We start from the raw sequence: 15,767 nt of genomic DNA, 5'->3' as shown, positions 1-15,767 counted from the left end.
GAGCCGGTTCGCACGTCTAGCCCTTGACCGCGCCTTCCTCGACTCCCTTGAAGAAGAAGCGTTGCAGGGTGGCGAAGACGATCACGATCGGGATGAACGCGATCATCGTGCCGGCCGCGATCAGCCGCGGGTTGTTGCTGAACGTGCCGGACAGGTACTGCAGTCCGACGGTCAGCGTGTACTTGTCCGGGTCGGTGAGCACGATCAGCGGCCAGAGGAAGTCGTCCCAGGCGCCGATGAACGCGAAGATCGCGATCACGCTGATCGTCCCGCGCACCGACGGCAGACCGATGTACAGGAACCGTTGCCACGCGTTCGCGCCGTCCACGACCGCTGCCTGATCGACTTCGATCGGCAACGACCGGAACGCGTTGTACATCAGCAAAACGTTGAGTGCACCGATCATCCCGGGCAGTGCGACACCGAAGAGCGTGTTCGCCAGCCCGAACTCCCGGACCGTCACGTACTGCGAGATGATCGTGACCTCACCCGGCAGGACCAGCGTCGCGAGGAACAGGCCGAGGACGATCTTGCGGCCGCGGAACTGCAACCGGGAGATCGCGAACCCGGCCAGCGACGCGCCGATGACGTTGCCGCCGACCACCAGGAACGCGACCACGAGCGAGTTCCGCGCGTAGTCCCAGACCGGGATGGTGTCGGTGACCTCCTTGTAGTGGTCGAACGTCGGCTGCGCCGGCAGCAGCCGCGGGATCCGGGTGTAGATGTCCTCCCCGGACCCCTTCAGCGACGTCGACAACTGCCAGAGGAACGGCCCGATCGTGATCAGCAGCACGAACACCAGCAGCACGTACCGCGCGACCTTCTCCCGCGGCGACACCGAGTTGAACCCGAACGAGCCCTTCCGGCGCTTCGGCGTACCGGATGCCTCACGCACCGCGGGACGCTCCTGAGTGGCTGTGCTCATGCTTCGGCCCCCCGCCGGTTGAGGCGGGCCAGCACCAGCATCGGTACGACGGTGACGAAGAACAGCACGATCGACAACGCGGACGCGTACCCGAGGTTGCCCTCGAAGCCCTGGCTGTACTGCTGGATCAGCATCACGACCGAGTTGTCCCGGCCGCCCGGGCCGCCCTTGCCGCCGCTGAGGATGAACAGTTCGGAGAACACCCGCAGCGCCGACACCGAGATCAGGATCGAGATCAGGATCATGGTCCCCCGGACGCCCGGAATCGTCACGTGCACGAACCGGCGCAGCGGCGAAGCGCCGTCGACCGCGGCCGCCTCGTGCAGCTCACGCCCGACGTTCCCGAGGGCGGCCAGGTAGATGATCATGTAGTACCCGAGCCCTTTCCAGATCGTCAGACTGATTGCGCTGAGCAACAACAGCCACTGGTCGGACAGGAACGGCAGCGGCCCGGAGATCACGCCGAGCTTCTCAGCCAGTCCGTTGACCAGGCCGCGGTCGTCCAGGATCCACTGCCAGATCAGCGCCACCACGACCGCGGACGCCACCACCGGGGTGTAGAACGCTGTCCGGAAGAACGTGATCCCCGGCAGCTTCTTCTCCACCAGTACGGCGAGCAGCAGCGGCAGGACGGTCAGGAACGGCAGACAGACCACCATGTAGATGACGCTGTTCAGCAGGGCCCAGCGCAACTGCTCGTCGTGCAGCAGGGTCTCGAAGTTCTTCAGCCCGACGAAGTGCCCGCCGCCGATCGGTTTGGCGTTCGTGAACGACAGGATGACGGTGTTGATCGACGGCCAGAGGTTGAACACCAGCAACCACGTGAGTGCTGGAATCACCAGCACCCACGGGGTGAACCAACGGTTGTAACGCATCACTGAGTCAGCAGCTGGTTGGCCTTCGCCACCGCGGCGTCGAGAGCTGCCTGCGACGAGATCTTGCCGGAGATCGCCAGCGAGATCTGCTGCCCGATGAAGTCGTTGGTCGCGCCACTGATGATCGGCGGCGACAGCACCTTCGCCTTGGCCAGCGACTCGAAGGCGAGCACCTTGGCGTCACTTTCCGGCGTACCGTCGGACTTGGAGAAGTACGGGTCGGAGGCGGACGCCTTGGTGGACGGGAAGATGTTCACGATCTTCGCGAACGCGGCCTGGTTCTCGGCGTTGGTGACGAAGCGGGCGAGCGCGATCGCCGCGGCCTGGTTCTTGGTCTTGGCCGAGACCGACAGACCCTGCACGTACAGCGGCGGGGTGTCGAGCGCCGGCGACGGGACGACCTTGCCCTTCAGCGACGGGTTGTCCTTGTTGAAGTCCTGGATCGCGTTGCCGCCGCCGGTGGTCCAGGCGACCTTGCCCTGGGTGAAGAGCTTGGAGTTGCCCAGGTACTCGTTGGTCAGGATGTCGCGCGGCATGTAGCCCGCCTTGTAGGCGTCGCGGTACTTGTCCAGCAGCGCGGCGGCCTCGGGGGTGTTGAAGGTGAACTTCTTGCCGTCGTCGGAGAGGATCTTGACGCCGGCGTTGGTGAAGTCGCCGATCCCCGGCAGCCGGCTCATCAGGTATTCCTTGCCGCCGGTCTTGTCGTGCATCGTCTTCGCGGCCGCGAGCAGCTCGTCGAAGGTCTTCGGCGGGTTCTTCACGTCCAGACCGGCCGCGGCGAACTTGGTCGCGTTCCAGTAGTCGATGTCGGTGTTCAGGTACCACGGGTAGCCGAACGTGCCGTCCAGGCCCTGGTACTGGTACGCCTTGACGCCGCCCTCGACGTACTCCTCGTTCAGCTTCGGGTCCGCGGCGGCGACGTCGAGCAGCATGTTCTGCTTGGCCAGGCTCAGCGCGAAGTCCGGCGGCAGGTTCGTCACGTCCGGCAACTGGCCGGCCGACGCCTGGCTCAGCACCTTCTTGTCGTAACCGTCGCCGGGCTGGTCCAGCCAGGTGACCTTCGTGCCCGGGTACTTCGCCTCGAACGCCTTGATCACGCCTTCGACGTACGACGTGAACTTGGGCTTCAGCGCCCAGGTCTGGAAGCTGACCTCACCGGTCACCTGGGCGTTCGCGTCGACGGTCGGCTTGGCGCCGCCGCTGCTGCCGGAGTCCTCGGAACCGAGGCCGCAGCCGGCGAGGGTGAGAGCGGCGGCGGCAAGACCTGCCACCAGCGCCGAACGGCGTCTACGCATGGGATCTCCTGGAATTGATAAACCGGTATAGCTCCCGAACTATCCACATCGTAGAATCCGCTGTCAAGGGTGGAGGAGGTGCCGACCATGGCGAGACCGACGATCGCGGACATCGCGACCAGGGCCGGGGTGTCGAAGGGTGCGGTGTCGTTCGCGCTGAACGGGCGGCCGGGGGTCAGCGACGCGACCCGCGAGCGGATCCTGAAGATCGCCGAGCAGATGAGCTGGCGGCCGCACAGCGCGGCGCGGGCGCTCGGGGCGTCCCGGGTCGACTCGGTCGGGATGGTGATCGCGCGCCCGGCCCGCACGCTCGGCGTCGAGCCGTTCTTCGCGCACCTGCTGTCCGGCGTGCAGTCGGGGCTGTCGGCGGAGTCGATCTCGCTGCAACTGCTGATCGTCGAGGACACCGCGGCCGAGGTCGAGGTGTACCGGCGGTGGGCGTCGGAGCACCGGGTCGACGGCGTGATCCTGGTCGACCTGACCGTGAAGGACCCGCGCGTCGACGAGCTCCGGGCGCTCGAGCTGCCGGCCGTGGTGATCGGCGGCCGCGGCGGCAAGGGCGCGCTCGCCTCCGTCTGGGCCGACGACCGGGACGCGATGCTCTCGATCGTCGAGTACCTGGCCGCGCTCGGCCATCGCCGGATCGCGCACGTCGCCGGTACGCCGAACTTCCAGCACACGCAGCGCCGGATCCGGGCCGTCCGCGACGCCGCGCCCCGCCTCGGACTCCTCGACGCCCCCTCGCTGACCACGGACTTCAGCGACGCGGAAGGCGCCGCGATCACCCGCAAACTGCTGTCCCAGTCCGATCGCCCGACCGCGATCGTCTACGACAGCGACGTGATGGCGGTGGCCGGCCTCGGGGTCGCGATGGAGATGGGCGTCTCGGTGCCCGGCGACCTGTCGATCGTCGCGTTCGACGACTCGATCCTCACCCAGCTCATGCACCCGGCGCTGACGGCCCTGTCCCGCGACACGTTCGATTTCGGCCGCCAGGCCGCCGAGGTGCTGCTCGAGACGATCGCCGACCCCGGCACGGTGATCAACCGCCGCACCGCGGACCCGGTCCTGACGGTCCGCGAGTCGACCGCTCCCCCGGCCTGATGTTTGCGCTACCGGCCTAAACCGATTTAGCATCCTCGGCATGTCTTCGGATCCCGTCAGGTTTGGCGCCAACTACGTTCCCTCGGCGGGATGGTTCTACAGCTGGCTGGACTACGACGGCGCCGCGGTCCGCCGGGATTTCGCGGATCTGGCCGGGATCGGGCTGGACCACGTCCGGGTCTTCCCGGTCTGGCCCTGGATCCAGCCGAACCGGGCGATCATCCGCGAGCAGGCGATCGCCGACCTGCTGGACACGATCGACGCCGCCGCGGAGCACGGCCTGACCGTCGCGGTCGACCTGATCCAGGGGCACCTGTCCAGCTTCGACTTCCTCCCGTCCTGGGTGCTGACCTGGCACAAGAGCAGCCTGTTCGAGGACAGGACGGTCCGCGACGGACTCACGGCGTACGTCGATGCCGTGGCGCGCGCGGTCGCGACGAAGCCGAACGTCTTCGCGATCACGCTCGGCAACGAGGTCAACAACCTCTGGCCGGACAGCTCCACCACGCCGCACGCCTCGACCGCGTGGGCGCAGGAGCTGCTGACGACGGTGCAGAAGGCAGCACCCGGCGTACTCGCCCTGCACTCGGTCTTCGACGACGCCTGGTACAAGGGCGACCACCCGTTCCATCCCGTTGACGCGGTGGACCTGGGTGACCTGACCACTGTCCACTCGTGGGTTTTCAACGGGGTCTCACGAGTGGACGGTCCCCTCGGTCCGGCCACCCTCACCCACGCCGACTACTTGGTCGAGCTCGCCAAGTCGCTCGACCCGGAGCGGCCCGTTTGGCTGCAGGAAATCGGCGTACCAGGGCCCGACATCCCCGTCGACCTGCAGGCCGAGTTCACCCGGCGGACCGTCGAGACCGTCCTGGGGAACCCGGCGCTGTACGGCGTGACGTGGTGGTCCTCGCACGACATCGACCGGCGCCTGCTCGACTTCCCGGACCGCGAGTACGACCTCGGCCTGTTCACGGTCGACCACCGCCGCAAGCCGGCCGCGCAAGCACTCGCGGACCTGATCGCGACGACCCGCGCGAACGGCGTACCCACGCAAGCCCCCGCCACCACACTGACCGCCCCGATCAACCTCCGCACCCAGCCGGAACGCCGCGCAGAAGTTGCCCCCGGCAGCGAATTCCACCTCCAGTGGGTCGAGGCCCGCACCCACGGCCCGGTCCGGATCGTCCTGCCCTAGCTTCTCCGCGTGATCAGTACGTCGATGCCGTCGAGGATTCGTGCCAGGCCGAACTCGAGGTCGTCGTCGAGCTCGTCCTCGTACTCCTGGTTGAGATAGAGCGACACCAGCGTCGGGTAGCCGCCCTCGATCAGCCGCGGTACGAGGAACTGGCCGACCTGTTCGGTCTGCACCGGCGTGTGATCGCTCGCCCCTAGCTGACGCGCCAGGCCGGCGTAGTTCCGCGCATACCCGTCCAGCAGCACCAGGCAGCCGAGGTTGTCGTGCTGACTGAGCCCGGTCTCGGCCATCGCCGCCAGCATCACCTCGACCCAGCGCAGCAGGTTCGGCGTGACCGGCGCGCCGCGGATCGGTACGTCGAGCAGCCACGGGCGGTCGGCGTACAACTTGACCTGCGCGTCCACCCACGCGATCGCCGCCGCGCGCCAGCCGGACGGCAGCTCCGGCGGCAGCCCGACGGCCTTGTCGTGGACCAGGACGATCAGCTCTTCCTTGGACCGGACGTAGCGGTACATGGCGTTCGTGGTGACGCCGAGCTGCGCCGCGATCCGCTGCAGCGAGATCGCCTCGAACCCGTCCCGATCGCCGAACTCGATGCCGGTGGCCACGATCTGCTCGATCGACAGCGCCGGCTTCGGCCCGCGCCGCTGCACCGGCAGCACGCCCCACGAGAGGGCGAGCCCCGGCGGCAGGTCCGCGCGGTCCTCGGTCACCCCTCCATCCTGTCGTACGCCGGACGCCGCCGAACAGGGGTGTTAGCACCACCTCGAAACGGGTCCTGAGCACCGGGTCAGCGAAACTGTTCAACCCCTACGCTTTTTCGTGTCAGCACAACCCGGAAGGACACGATGATGAACAACCTCCTCGAACACCTCCTGACCCCCGACCAGGTCCAGCTCACCGACGCCGACCGTCGCGCCGCACTCGCCAAGCTGGACAGCGCCGTACGGCAGGCCGCACTCACCCCGTCCCAGGCGAGCGACCGGCACGAGCTGGTACTCGCGGCCCGGACCCGCGGCGAGCTCCGGAACATCCTGTCCGGCGTCGCGAACGCAGCACCGCCCCGCGGGCTGACGGTGGCGCTCCAGGCCGTCTCAGGTGTCTGGCTGGTCGCCTGCGTGGTCCAGTTCGCGGTCTGGGTAGCGCTTGCGGTCTTCGGGCACTTCGACGGCCCGTGGTGGCTTTGGTCGGACCTTGGCCTCGGTGCGGTCGTCGCGATCCTGTGGTTCGCGAACGAGTCGTATCACCGCAAGAACGACGTACTGGTCGCCTCGTGAGCACGCCCGTACAGCTCACTGACGTCCGTAAGGTCTACGGCACCGGTCCGGGCGCGGTCGATGCTCTGGCCGGTGTGACCTACGGGTTCGCGGCCGGGACGTTCACCGCGGTGATGGGGCCGTCCGGTTCCGGCAAGAGCACGCTGCTGCACTGTGCGGCCGGTCTCGACAGTCCGACGTCGGGTGACGTCCAGTTGGCCGGGCGGTCGCTGCGAGGGCTGGACGAGACCGCGCTGACCGAGCTGCGGCGCGAGCAGGTCGCCTTTGTGTTCCAGTCCTTCAACCTGATGCCTGCGCTCACCGTCCGGCAGAACGTCGTACTCCCGCTGACGCTGGCCGGGAAGGCTCCGGACGACGCGTGGGTGACCGAGGTGATCCGGCGCGTCGGGCTGGGCGAGCGCAGCAAGCACCGGCCGAGCGAGCTGTCCGGCGGTCAGCAGCAACGCGTCGCGATCGCCCGCGCTCTCGCTGGACGAACCGCCATCACCTTCGCCGACGAGCCGACCGGGGCGCTCGACACCACCACCGCCCTCGAGGTCCTCACCCTGCTCCGCGACCAGTCCCGCGAACTCGGCCAAACCATCGCGATGGTCACCCACGACCCCGTCGCCGCGTCGTACGCCGACCGCGTCGTCTTCCTCGTCGACGGCCAAATAGTCGCCGAAACAACCCACCCCACCCCAGAAGCCGTAGCCGCCCACCTAGCCCAACTAAGCAACCGCAACACCCCAAACCCCACCTGACCCACCGCACCCTGACTCGCCCACCGCACCCGCGCCTCGCCCATCCCACTGCACCCAGGGAGATTCCGCTCATGTTGCGCCTCGCCGTCACCACGCTCCGGTATCGGACTGCCGCGTTCCTCGCGATCTTCGTCGCGGTCCTGCTCGGCGGGGCGCTGTTGTCCGCCGCCGGCGGCCTGCTCGAAACCGGCCTCCGCCTGAACGCCCCACCCCAACGCCTGGCCGCCGCCCCGATCGTCGTCACCGGCGACCCCGCCTACCACCCACCCAACGGCAGCGGCGCCGCCCCCTTCCCAGAACGCCCCCGCCTGGACCCCACCCTGACCAAGAAACTCGCCAACACCCCAGGAGTCGCCCAAGCAGTCCCCGACCGCTCCTTCCCGGCCGTTACCTCGCTCACCCCCAGCACGTCCTGCGGAGAGCTCGCCGGGCACGGGTGGAGCTCCGCCGCGCTCACGCCGTACAAACTGACCTCCGGCCGAGCGCCGCGCACCGGAGAAATCGTGCTGGACGAGCGACTCGCCGGCTCCGCGAAGCCCGGCGAGCACCTCACTGTGACCGTCGGCGGCGAGTCGCGGACCTACACGCTGGCGGGGATCGCGCGGGCTCAGCACCGGGTGGATGTGCCGGGGGTCTTCTTCGCAGACTCGGATGTGCCAGCAGGGATCGACGCGATCGGCCTGTTCCCAGCCAACGGAACCTCACCCCGCGACCTAGCGAAACGGCTCGACCTCCCAACAGGCGTCAAGGCCTACACCGGCGACGACCGCGGCGTAGCCGAGTTCCAGGGAATCGCGACGAGCCTCCCACTGATCATCATGTCCGGCGTCTTCGGCGGAATGGTGGCCGTGGTGATGGCACTCGTGGTCTCCGCCACGATCGGCCTGTCGGTACGCCAACGCCGCCGCGAACTCGCCCTCCTCCGAGCCAGCGGCGCAACCCCACGCCAGGTCGCCAAGATGGTGATCGCCGAAACCATGCTCGTCGGCCTGCTCGGCCTCGTCCTCGGCCTGCTCGGCGGCCGGATCGCAGGTACCTGGATCTTCGGACTGCTCGCCGACGGCGGAGTCGTCCCGCCGCAGCTGCGCTTCGACCAGGGCCCGCTCCCGTTCGCCGGCGCCGCGCTCCTGACCTTCGCGGTACTGCGCGTCACCGTCGGCTTCGCGGCGGGGCGGGCGGCCCGGATCCGCCCGATCCAGGCCCTGGCGGAAGCCGCAGTACCGAACGTCGCCCTGAGCCGGATCCGGATCGTCATCGGCCTGGTCTTCGCCGGAGCAACCGTCGCGATCGCGCTGTCGACGCCGTTCATGGGACCGGCGAACGCCGCCGCGATCGGTGGACCGGCCGGCCTGACCGGATCGATCGCGGTCGCGATCCTGGCCCCGCTGGTGATCCAGCGAACCCTGGTCCCCCGCATCACGCGACTCGTCGAGAAGCGCGGTACCAGCGGGGTCCTGGCGGTGATCAACCTGCGGGTCCGCGCCGTGCAGTTCGCCGCGATCCTGGTCCCGATCACGATCGCCACGGCGATTGCCGTCGGCAACATCTACTCCCAGACCACCCAGCAGAAGGCCGCCGTCGACGCGTTCACCGGCAACCTGTCCGCCGACGTGGTCGTGACCAGCACGTCCGGAGGAATCCCGCCCGAGCTCGCCGCGGCCGCCCGGTCGGTGCCCGGCGTCACCACGGTGTCCGAACTGGTCCGCAGCAAGGGCTGGATCGAAGAGCCGTACGACAAGTCCCACACCAGCGACGCGTGGCCGCTCCTCGGCCTCAGCGGTCCGGTCTACACGGGCAAGGTCAAGAAAGGTTCGCTGGACGACCTGACCGGCGACAGCATCGCCCTCCCACCCGGTACGGCGAAGAAGCTGAAGGTCGACGTCGGTTCGCAGATCGGTGTCCGCCTGGGCGACAACGCCCTGGTCAAGGTGAAGGTCGTCGCGTTGGTCGAGGGTCCGTCCGGCTACGAGTCCCTCCTGCTCCCGGCGCAACTGCTGGCCGCACACACGACAACAGGCCTCCCCAGTCAGCTCTTGCTGAAGACGAACGGTACGAAGCTCGACCTCCCCGCTTGGCCCGGTACGACGGCCGGCGGCCGGGAACTGCTCGGCGAGGGGCTGGACACCGGTCTCGGGGTGGACGCCTGGATCGGGTACCTGCTGGCTGCGATCGCGGTCGCGTACACGGCGATCGCCTCGGTGAACACGATCGCGGTCGCGGTGCTGGACCGGCGGCGGGAGTTCGGGCTGCAGCGGCTGACCGGGTCGACCCGGCGGGAGGTGTCCCGGATGCTGACGCTCGAGGGGCTGCTGATCGCCGGGCTCGGGCTGGCAGCCGGGCTGATCACGGCGGCGTTCACGGTGCTGCCGATCGCGATGGCGACCCGCGGCTGGCCGATCCCGTCCGGGTCGGTGTGGGTCCTGGCCGGCTGGATCGCGGTGGTTCTGCTCCTGGTGCTGCCCACCACCGCGATCACCGGCCGGATCGCGATGCGATCCAAACCGATGGACGCGCTCAACTCACCCGTGGGCTGACCCCGCTGTCGGCTCAGCTCGTGGAAGCGTCCGGGCCGGCTGATTCGATCCACGCGTAGCCGCCGTCTTCCAGGCGCACCACCTGGAGGCCGGCGGCCAGACGCCGTACGTCGTCGGTCTCGATCACGCCCGCGGCCGGGCCGGCGATGTCCAGCACGATCGCCGCGGCGCCCTCCTGGACCGCCGCGGTGGCGACCAGTTGCGCGTGCTGGGGCATCGGGCGAGCCGCAGGATCCCAGCGGGCGAGACTCTCGGTGCCGCTGAACGCGAGGAGCGCGTTCCGCCCGTCCTGCCCCTGGAGCAGGACCACCGCCATGTCCGACGTCTTGTCGTGCGCGAGCCCGTTCTCGTCGTACTCCACCTCACCGAGCATCGCGACAACCGGCACCAGCAGCCGCGCCTTGGTCAGCGCCGCCAGCACCGCTCCCTCGTCCCCGTCGGCAAGTGCCCGAGCCAGCGCCGGGTCCGCCGCCCCGTCGTCGTTGTCGAACCCGGTGAAGGCCAGCCGCCGCTCTGGTTGCATACCTGCATTCTCGCCGCACCCGGACCGGCACCACTCAGCAACCCCACCGAACCGAGCCCCCGGCACGCTCGGCGCGCCGGGCGGCGGGGCGCAGCCCGAGGTTGGTGAGTGGTGGAGGTCCGGATCTCCAGGCCATCACAACTGCGGCTCGCGGGCGGAGGCACGCTGAGGCCGGGGCGCGGGCGTCGGTTGTGATGGCCTGGGGATCCGGACCGCGGTTTCAGGGGTGCGTCAGGGCTGTTCCCCTCTTGGTTCGCGGGCCAACTGTGCGAGCCTGGACATGTGCCTACTTACGACGCTTCGACGCTACTGCCGCTCTGCGCAGGCTTGACGCTGCTCGGACTGATCGGCTCGTGGTTCGCCTGGCGACGCCGTGGGATCGCGGCGGGGACGCGCGGTGTCGCCTGGTCACTGCTGCCGGTCTCGCTGTACATGACCGGGTTGCTCAAGGTGCTGTGGGAGGTCGTGCGCTCAGTCGTGAGCTGGGCCGCCCACCTGATCTTCTCGCCGACCGTGTGGGCCGGAGTCGCGCTGTTCGGCGTCTCGGTCGTGCTGTACGTCGTCTCGGGTGTAGCCCGGGGCCGCGGCGGGAACCAGAAGGCCGAGAAGGCACAGAAGAAACCCGCCTCGCCCGCGGGAGAGCTGACATCGACAGGCCCGGAGCCTGCGTCGGCCACCACCGCCAAAGCTGCCAAGCCGTCAAAGGGGAAGGCGAAGCAGCAGGAATCGTCGGAGTTCGACGAGATCGAGGACATCCTGAAGCGCCATGGAATCAACTGACAAGGCCCTTGACCAAGGCCCGAACCCCCTGACCATCGACTCGCTGCTGGACAACGTCCAGGCCGGCTCACCCCGGCTCGGCAGGACGCATCTGATCGGCATCGACGGACCGGCCGGCTCCGGTAAGACCACCGTCGCCGCCCATATCGAGGCCCGGGCGAAGGCCCGCGACCTGAACACCTACGTGATCCACATGGACGACCTGTACGACGGCTGGGCCGGAGCCGAGCGTGGATTCGCCCTGCTCCGCGATCACGTCCTGCAACGGCTGGCCGACGGCCGCGAAGGACGGTACCGGCGGTACGACTGGCATCAGGGCGCGTACGCCGAGCTGCACGTCGTACCGAGCACCGTGGACCTGCTGATCGTCGAAGGTGTCACCGCCTGCGACCGGGACGCGGGCCACTGGCAGGCGCTGCGGCTCTGGGTCGAGACGTCGAACGAGGTCCGGCTGGGCCGCGGAATCGAACGCGACGGCGAGGCCCTCCGCGACCACTGGCTGGAGTGGATGCGCTGGGAACGCGACCACTTCGCCGACCAGGCCACCCGGTCCCGGGCCCACGTGATCGTCGACGGCGACCCGTCGACGCCCTTCGACCCGGCGCTCGAACTCGTCACGAAGTCGGTGGCGCTCCCGCCGCACGACTCAGCTGCTTCCTGACCGAGATCAACCGGGCCCGCGGGTGGTGCGTCCACTCGCCGTCAGGCGCTTCCGCGAGGTACTTCGCCCGGAGTTCCGCGATGTAGTCGTCTCCGCGCGCCAGCGCGAGCGCACGCATCGGCCCGGCGTGGTTGGCGGCATCGAAGTACTCCGCCGCGCCCGGATGGGTCATGGGGAACGACAGGTGGACGTCGCGTTCGATCACCGCGCCGTCGAGGGCCGGAATCAGATCGTCCTCCCAGGAGTTGTCGCGCCCGGCGTCGATCACCTTGTCGAGAAGGGCGAACGGACCGGTGTCCTCGATGTTCCCGGGCCAGTAGACGACGCACAGGCGGCCGCCGGGCCGGAGTACGTCGTACCAGGACCGGATCGCGGTGGCGGGATCCGGGAGTTGCTGGAGGCCGAACACCGAGACCACGGCCGCGGCGGACCAGGCCGGGTCCAGCGTCATGGCATTTCCTTGGACGACCTCGACCAGCGGGTTCCCGGCGGCCCGGAGGCGGGCGAGCCGGACCATCCCGGCGGACAGGTCGATGCCGGCGATCCGCCGACCGGGCAATCGTGGCGCCAGCAGCGCCAGCTCCGGAAACGTCCCGCAGCACGGCACCAGGATCGGACCCTCCGGTACGTCGTCGAGCTCGTCGACGGCGGCCCGGACCCACGGGGCGAAGCGGGGGACGAAGTACGTTTCGTAGCCCTCGGCCGCCTCGTCCCAGCTTCGGGCGAGCCTTGCCAGGCGATCCGTCACGACTCCAGTCCGTCCCAGGACCAGCGCGGAACTGGCTGGTCGTCGGTGATGTCGTCGGTACGGTGGCGGTACATCGTGGTGAAGGTCGCCCAGGCGAAGTAGTCGTGCAGTACGGCCCGGGTCCGCTCGTCGTCGATGCCGGCCGCGATGACCGCCTCGTCGAAGCAGGCGATCGCGCGGTGGTTCATCTCGTCGTGCTCGCCGTTCCCGGCGTGCCGGCGCTGCACCGACGCCTCGTCGCCGTACGCCTCGGTGTAGGCAGGCGGTCCGCCCAGTGCCTCACCCCAGTACGCCGCCAGCCGCTCGGTGTGATCCGGCCGCGCGCCGCCGTGGAACGCGTGGCTGACAACCTCGTCCGCCATCACCCGCTCGTGCCACTCAGCCGCCAGCCGCACCATACCTTCGGCCCCACCCGCCGCTTCGTAAACGGTCTCCATACGACAGCATCCTGGCTGCAACCAGGATCACCTGACAACGGTCAGGCGTTCGACAGGTCCGCGACCGGGCGTCCGTTGAGGGCGTTGGCCAACTGTGGGACGAGGACGTCGAGCGCGTACAGCAGCGCCTTGGGCCCGCTGTACGACAAAGCGCCACTCAGGTTCGACTCGAAGCTCGTGTACAGCGTGCGGTCCGAGCGCACCACCGCCAGCCGGGAGAAGACCGGCGACTTGGCCAGCTGCGCCTTGGTCGCGCCGTTGACGAACAGCACGTCCCGGTCCAGCAGCGCGACCTTCTCGTCGCTGACCTCCTTGGTCACCTGCTGCGCGCCGAACCCGAGCGCATCGAACACCGCCCGCCGCGGATCACCCTTGCCGAGCAGGTAGTGCCCGCCGTTCTCCGGGCCGTAGTCCTCGACCAACACCTTCCCGGCGAACACCGGATTGGCCTTCTTCGCTTCATCGATCTTGGCGTGCACCTGATCGAGCAGCGCCTGCGCCTCCGTGGACTTGCCGAGCGCCTTGGCGGTCAGCAGCAACTGCTGGTCCCAGGGCGTCTCCTCGTTCGGATAGTCCGCGCTCTGCACCACCGTCGGCGCGATCGCGGACAGCCGCTCGTACGTCGGCTTGTCGATCGTCTCGTAGATCGCGAGGATCACCTGCGGCTGCGCGGCGGCGATTGCCTCGTAGTCGATCCCGTCCCGGCCCGCGCTCGGAACGCCCTTCCCGCCGGTCGCCTCCTTGACCCACGGGAAGTCGTTGTAATTGTCGAACCAGGCCCGTGTCGTCACCGGCACCACACCCAGCGCCAGCACGAAGTCCTGGTCGTTCCAGCCGACCGTGGCCACCCGCGACACGTCCGGCGGGACCTTCGTCTCGCCGTACTTGTGCTTGACGGTGACCGCCTCGGCGGGCGGCGCCGCCTCGGTCGAGGACGAGCATCCTGCGAGCACGGCGATCAGGGCGAGGGCGAGCACCAGGGTCCGCTTCATCACCACTCCTCACGATTAGGTGAGGCTTACCTTATCTAGCGGATGCCGGCGAGGCGACGGCGGACCAGATCGCGTTCGGGTTCGGAGCCGGCCAGCGCGAGGGCCTGCTCGTAAGCGGTGATTGCCTCTGGCAAACGTCCGAGGCGTTGCAGCAGGTCGGCGCGGGCCAGCGCGAACGGGTGATAGTCCTGGAGCCGGGGATCCGCTGCCAGCTCTGCTAGCAGTGCTAGCCCCGCCTCAGGGCCGTCGCGAAGGGCGATCGCGGCGGCCCGGTTCAGCGCGATCACGGGGGACGGGTCGAGGCCCAGCAGTACGTCGTACAACTGGACGATCTGGAGCCAGTCGGTGCTCTCGAAGTCGGCGGCCTCGTCGTGGACCGCGTTGATCGCGGCCTGGACGGCGTACGGTCCGGGCGGCCCGCCGGTGAGGGCGGTGACGACCAGGTCGCGGCCCTCGGTGATCATCTCGTGGTCCCAGCGGCCGCGGTCCTGGTCCTCGAGCAGGACGATCTCGCCGCCGGGGCCGGTGCGGGCGTCGCGGCGGGCGTGGATCAGCAGCATCAGCGCCAGCAGGCCGGTGACCTCGCGCTCACCGGAAAGTAGGCGGTACAGGATCCTGGCCAGGCGGATCGCTTCCTCGGCCAGGTCCAGGCGTTGCAGGTACGGTCCGGAGCTGGCGGCGTACCCCTCGGTGAAGACCGAGTAGATCACCTGCAGTACGCCGGGCAGCCGCTCCGGCAACTCGTCCGGGCCGGGGACGCGGAACGGGATCCGCGCCTCCCGGATCTTCTTCTTCGCGCGGACGATCCGCTTCGCCATCGTCGCGGTCGGGACCAGGAACGCCCGCGCGACCTCCGGCGTGGTCAGCCCGGCGAGGCACCGCAGGGTCAGCGCGCCGCGGTCCTCGGCGGCGAGCGCCGGGTGGGTGCAGGTGAAGAACAGTTGCAGCCGCTCGTCGGGCAGTTCGTCCCCGGTCGCCTGGGGCGTCGGGCGGTCCGCCTCGACCTGCAGGATCGCGAGTTTGGCGGCGTACACCTGGTCCCGGCGGAGCCGGTCGACCGCCTTCCGCCGGGCGGTGGTCATCAACCAGCCGCCCGGGTTCGGCGGTACGCCGTCGACCGGCCAGCGCGTGAGCGCCGCCTCGATCGCCTCCGACGTGACCTCCTCGGCCAGGTCGAGGTCCCCGAACCGCCGAGCTAGCGCTGCTAGCAAACGGCCGCGCTCCTCCCGGAAGACTGCCTCGACCTGATCCATCGTCAGAACTCCGCGACCGGCCGCACGATCACCGAACCGCCGCCGCGCGACCCCGGGCACTTCGCGGCCCAGTCGAGCGCGACGTCCAGGTCCGGTACGTCGATCACGTAGAACCCGCCGAGCACCTCCCGGGTCTCCGCGAACGGCCCGTCGGTCACGGTCCGCTTGCCGTCGTTGGCGACCTCGACGCGGGTCGCCGTGACCAGGTCGGCCAGCGACTCGGACGCGACCACCACGCCCGCGTCGGTGATCTCCTTGTCGAACCGCATCCAGTCCTCCGGCTCACACCCCACCGGCGCGTCCTGCAGGTCCAGCTCGCCGGCGTTGATCAGCAACAGATATTTCATGGCGTTCCTCCTGTGAGCGTGTCTACAGCATCACTACGAACGGGGTCGCTCCCGATGGACCGGTCAGTCAGGATT

17 protein-coding genes are annotated in these 15,767 nt (G+C 69.0%); 7 read left to right on the top strand and 10 right to left on the bottom strand.

The window, feature by feature from the left end:
* Positions 1 to 16: 16 nt before the first annotated feature.
* Genes E0H92_RS13245 through E0H92_RS13235 form a run of 3 tightly spaced genes read right to left on the bottom strand, consistent with a single transcriptional unit; the run spans position 17 to position 3,095 of the window.
* Positions 17 to 925 carry a carbohydrate ABC transporter permease gene (locus E0H92_RS13245; RefSeq protein WP_131496376.1) on the bottom strand — a complete coding sequence of 303 codons (909 nt, stop codon included), beginning with the start codon at positions 923 to 925 and terminating at the stop codon, positions 17 to 19.
* Positions 922 to 1,800, bottom strand: a complete 879-nt coding sequence (locus tag E0H92_RS13240; protein ID WP_131496375.1) for a carbohydrate ABC transporter permease — start codon at positions 1,798 to 1,800, stop codon at positions 922 to 924. The genes E0H92_RS13245 and E0H92_RS13240 overlap by 4 nt, the downstream gene beginning before the upstream one ends.
* Positions 1,800 to 3,095, bottom strand: a complete 1,296-nt coding sequence (locus E0H92_RS13235) for an ABC transporter substrate-binding protein (protein ID WP_131296288.1) — start codon at positions 3,093 to 3,095, stop codon at positions 1,800 to 1,802. The genes E0H92_RS13240 and E0H92_RS13235 overlap by 1 nt, the downstream gene beginning before the upstream one ends.
* 87 nt (positions 3,096 to 3,182) lie before the next feature.
* Between E0H92_RS13235 and E0H92_RS13230 the strand changes: the two genes are divergently transcribed.
* Both E0H92_RS13230 and E0H92_RS13225 read left to right on the top strand, forming a co-directional pair.
* Positions 3,183 to 4,199 (top strand): LacI family DNA-binding transcriptional regulator, encoded by a 1,017-nt coding sequence (locus E0H92_RS13230; RefSeq protein WP_131467518.1) that lies wholly within the window; start codon positions 3,183 to 3,185, stop codon positions 4,197 to 4,199.
* A 40-nt stretch (positions 4,200 to 4,239) separates the two neighbouring features.
* Complete coding sequence (locus E0H92_RS13225; RefSeq protein WP_131496374.1) at positions 4,240 to 5,397, top strand: glycoside hydrolase 5 family protein; 1,158 nt, start codon at positions 4,240 to 4,242, stop codon at positions 5,395 to 5,397.
* Here the strand turns inward: E0H92_RS13225 and E0H92_RS13220 are convergent.
* Entirely contained in the window at positions 5,394 to 6,110 is a 717-nt protein-coding gene (locus E0H92_RS13220) for a TetR/AcrR family transcriptional regulator (protein ID WP_131496373.1), read from the bottom strand. The genes E0H92_RS13225 and E0H92_RS13220 overlap by 4 nt on opposite strands.
* Before the next feature lie 138 nt (positions 6,111 to 6,248).
* On the opposite strand from E0H92_RS13220, the gene E0H92_RS13215 reads away from it, so the two are divergent.
* From E0H92_RS13215 to E0H92_RS13205, 3 genes are all read left to right on the top strand, one after another.
* Complete coding sequence (locus E0H92_RS13215) at positions 6,249 to 6,674, top strand: DUF1707 SHOCT-like domain-containing protein (RefSeq protein WP_131467522.1); 426 nt, start codon at positions 6,249 to 6,251, stop codon at positions 6,672 to 6,674.
* The gene (locus tag E0H92_RS13210; protein WP_131496372.1) at positions 6,671 to 7,417 is read left to right on the top strand and encodes an ABC transporter ATP-binding protein; all 747 of its coding nucleotides are present in this window, start codon (positions 6,671 to 6,673) and stop codon (positions 7,415 to 7,417) included. The genes E0H92_RS13215 and E0H92_RS13210 overlap by 4 nt, the downstream gene beginning before the upstream one ends.
* Positions 7,418 to 7,488: 71 nt before the next feature.
* Complete coding sequence (locus E0H92_RS13205; RefSeq protein WP_131496371.1) at positions 7,489 to 9,951, top strand: ABC transporter permease; 2,463 nt, start codon at positions 7,489 to 7,491, stop codon at positions 9,949 to 9,951.
* Positions 9,952 to 9,964: 13 nt separating this feature from the next.
* On the opposite strand, the gene E0H92_RS13200 is transcribed toward E0H92_RS13205, so the two are convergent.
* Positions 9,965 to 10,474, bottom strand: a complete 510-nt coding sequence (locus E0H92_RS13200; RefSeq protein ID WP_131467525.1) for an SseB family protein — start codon at positions 10,472 to 10,474, stop codon at positions 9,965 to 9,967.
* A gap of 282 nt (positions 10,475 to 10,756) precedes the next feature.
* Here E0H92_RS13200 and E0H92_RS13195 point away from each other — a divergent pair, with 282 nt between their 5' ends.
* Both E0H92_RS13195 and E0H92_RS13190 read left to right on the top strand, forming a co-directional pair.
* The gene (locus E0H92_RS13195) at positions 10,757 to 11,254 is read left to right on the top strand and encodes a hypothetical protein (RefSeq protein ID WP_131467526.1); all 498 of its coding nucleotides are present in this window, start codon (positions 10,757 to 10,759) and stop codon (positions 11,252 to 11,254) included.
* Complete coding sequence (locus E0H92_RS13190; RefSeq protein WP_131467527.1) at positions 11,241 to 11,915, top strand: uridine kinase family protein; 675 nt, start codon at positions 11,241 to 11,243, stop codon at positions 11,913 to 11,915. Before E0H92_RS13195 ends, E0H92_RS13190 begins: the two co-directional genes overlap by 14 nt.
* Here E0H92_RS13190 and E0H92_RS13185 read toward each other — a convergent pair.
* The 5 genes from E0H92_RS13185 to E0H92_RS13165 are packed head-to-tail and all read right to left on the bottom strand — an operon-like array spanning position 11,869 to position 15,692.
* Complete coding sequence (locus tag E0H92_RS13185; protein WP_131467528.1) at positions 11,869 to 12,663, bottom strand: class I SAM-dependent methyltransferase; 795 nt, start codon at positions 12,661 to 12,663, stop codon at positions 11,869 to 11,871. The two genes, E0H92_RS13190 and E0H92_RS13185, sit on opposite strands and share 47 nt — an antisense overlap.
* Positions 12,660 to 13,100: a globin domain-containing protein gene (locus tag E0H92_RS13180; RefSeq protein ID WP_131467529.1), complete on the bottom strand. Its 441-nt coding sequence runs from the start codon at positions 13,098 to 13,100 to the stop codon at positions 12,660 to 12,662. The genes E0H92_RS13185 and E0H92_RS13180 overlap by 4 nt, the downstream gene beginning before the upstream one ends.
* Before the next feature lie 41 nt (positions 13,101 to 13,141).
* Positions 13,142 to 14,092 carry an ABC transporter substrate-binding protein gene (locus E0H92_RS13175; RefSeq protein ID WP_131496370.1) on the bottom strand — a complete coding sequence of 317 codons (951 nt, stop codon included), beginning with the start codon at positions 14,090 to 14,092 and terminating at the stop codon, positions 13,142 to 13,144.
* 35 nt (positions 14,093 to 14,127) lie between these two features.
* Complete coding sequence (locus tag E0H92_RS13170; protein WP_131467531.1) at positions 14,128 to 15,345, bottom strand: RNA polymerase sigma factor; 1,218 nt, start codon at positions 15,343 to 15,345, stop codon at positions 14,128 to 14,130.
* A 2-nt stretch (positions 15,346 to 15,347) separates the two neighbouring features.
* The gene (locus E0H92_RS13165) at positions 15,348 to 15,692 is read right to left on the bottom strand and encodes a YciI family protein (RefSeq protein ID WP_131296301.1); all 345 of its coding nucleotides are present in this window, start codon (positions 15,690 to 15,692) and stop codon (positions 15,348 to 15,350) included.
* Positions 15,693 to 15,767: the final 75 nt, after the last annotated feature.

It is taken from the genome of Kribbella speibonae, assembly GCF_004331375.1.
Taxonomy (GTDB): domain Bacteria; phylum Actinomycetota; class Actinomycetes; order Propionibacteriales; family Kribbellaceae; genus Kribbella; species Kribbella sindirgiensis.
This window is presented reverse-complemented; position numbering and strand designations above follow the sequence as displayed.

What these genes read in the sequence shown, in the direction of transcription:
- E0H92_RS13245 (WP_131496376.1), bottom strand. Translation starts at nt 925, where the DNA reads ATGAGCACAGCCACTCAGGAGCGTCCCGCGGTGCGTGAGGCATCCGGT.
- E0H92_RS13240 (WP_131496375.1), bottom strand. Translation starts at nt 1,800, where the DNA reads ATGCGTTACAACCGTTGGTTCACCCCGTGGGTGCTGGTGATTCCAGCA.
- E0H92_RS13235 (WP_131296288.1), bottom strand. Translation starts at nt 3,095, where the DNA reads ATGCGTAGACGCCGTTCGGCGCTGGTGGCAGGTCTTGCCGCCGCCGCT.
- E0H92_RS13230 (WP_131467518.1), top strand. Translation starts at nt 3,183, where the DNA reads ATGGCGAGACCGACGATCGCGGACATCGCGACCAGGGCCGGGGTGTCG.
- E0H92_RS13225 (WP_131496374.1), top strand. Translation starts at nt 4,240, where the DNA reads ATGTCTTCGGATCCCGTCAGGTTTGGCGCCAACTACGTTCCCTCGGCG.
- E0H92_RS13215 (WP_131467522.1), top strand. Translation starts at nt 6,249, where the DNA reads ATGAACAACCTCCTCGAACACCTCCTGACCCCCGACCAGGTCCAGCTC.
- E0H92_RS13205 (WP_131496371.1), top strand. Translation starts at nt 7,489, where the DNA reads ATGTTGCGCCTCGCCGTCACCACGCTCCGGTATCGGACTGCCGCGTTC.
- E0H92_RS13200 (WP_131467525.1), bottom strand. Translation starts at nt 10,474, where the DNA reads ATGCAACCAGAGCGGCGGCTGGCCTTCACCGGGTTCGACAACGACGAC.
- E0H92_RS13190 (WP_131467527.1), top strand. Translation starts at nt 11,241, where the DNA reads ATGGAATCAACTGACAAGGCCCTTGACCAAGGCCCGAACCCCCTGACC.
- E0H92_RS13180 (WP_131467529.1), bottom strand. Translation starts at nt 13,100, where the DNA reads ATGGAGACCGTTTACGAAGCGGCGGGTGGGGCCGAAGGTATGGTGCGG.
- E0H92_RS13175 (WP_131496370.1), bottom strand. Translation starts at nt 14,092, where the DNA reads ATGAAGCGGACCCTGGTGCTCGCCCTCGCCCTGATCGCCGTGCTCGCA.
- E0H92_RS13170 (WP_131467531.1), bottom strand. Translation starts at nt 15,345, where the DNA reads ATGGATCAGGTCGAGGCAGTCTTCCGGGAGGAGCGCGGCCGTTTGCTA.
- E0H92_RS13165 (WP_131296301.1), bottom strand. Translation starts at nt 15,692, where the DNA reads ATGAAATATCTGTTGCTGATCAACGCCGGCGAGCTGGACCTGCAGGAC.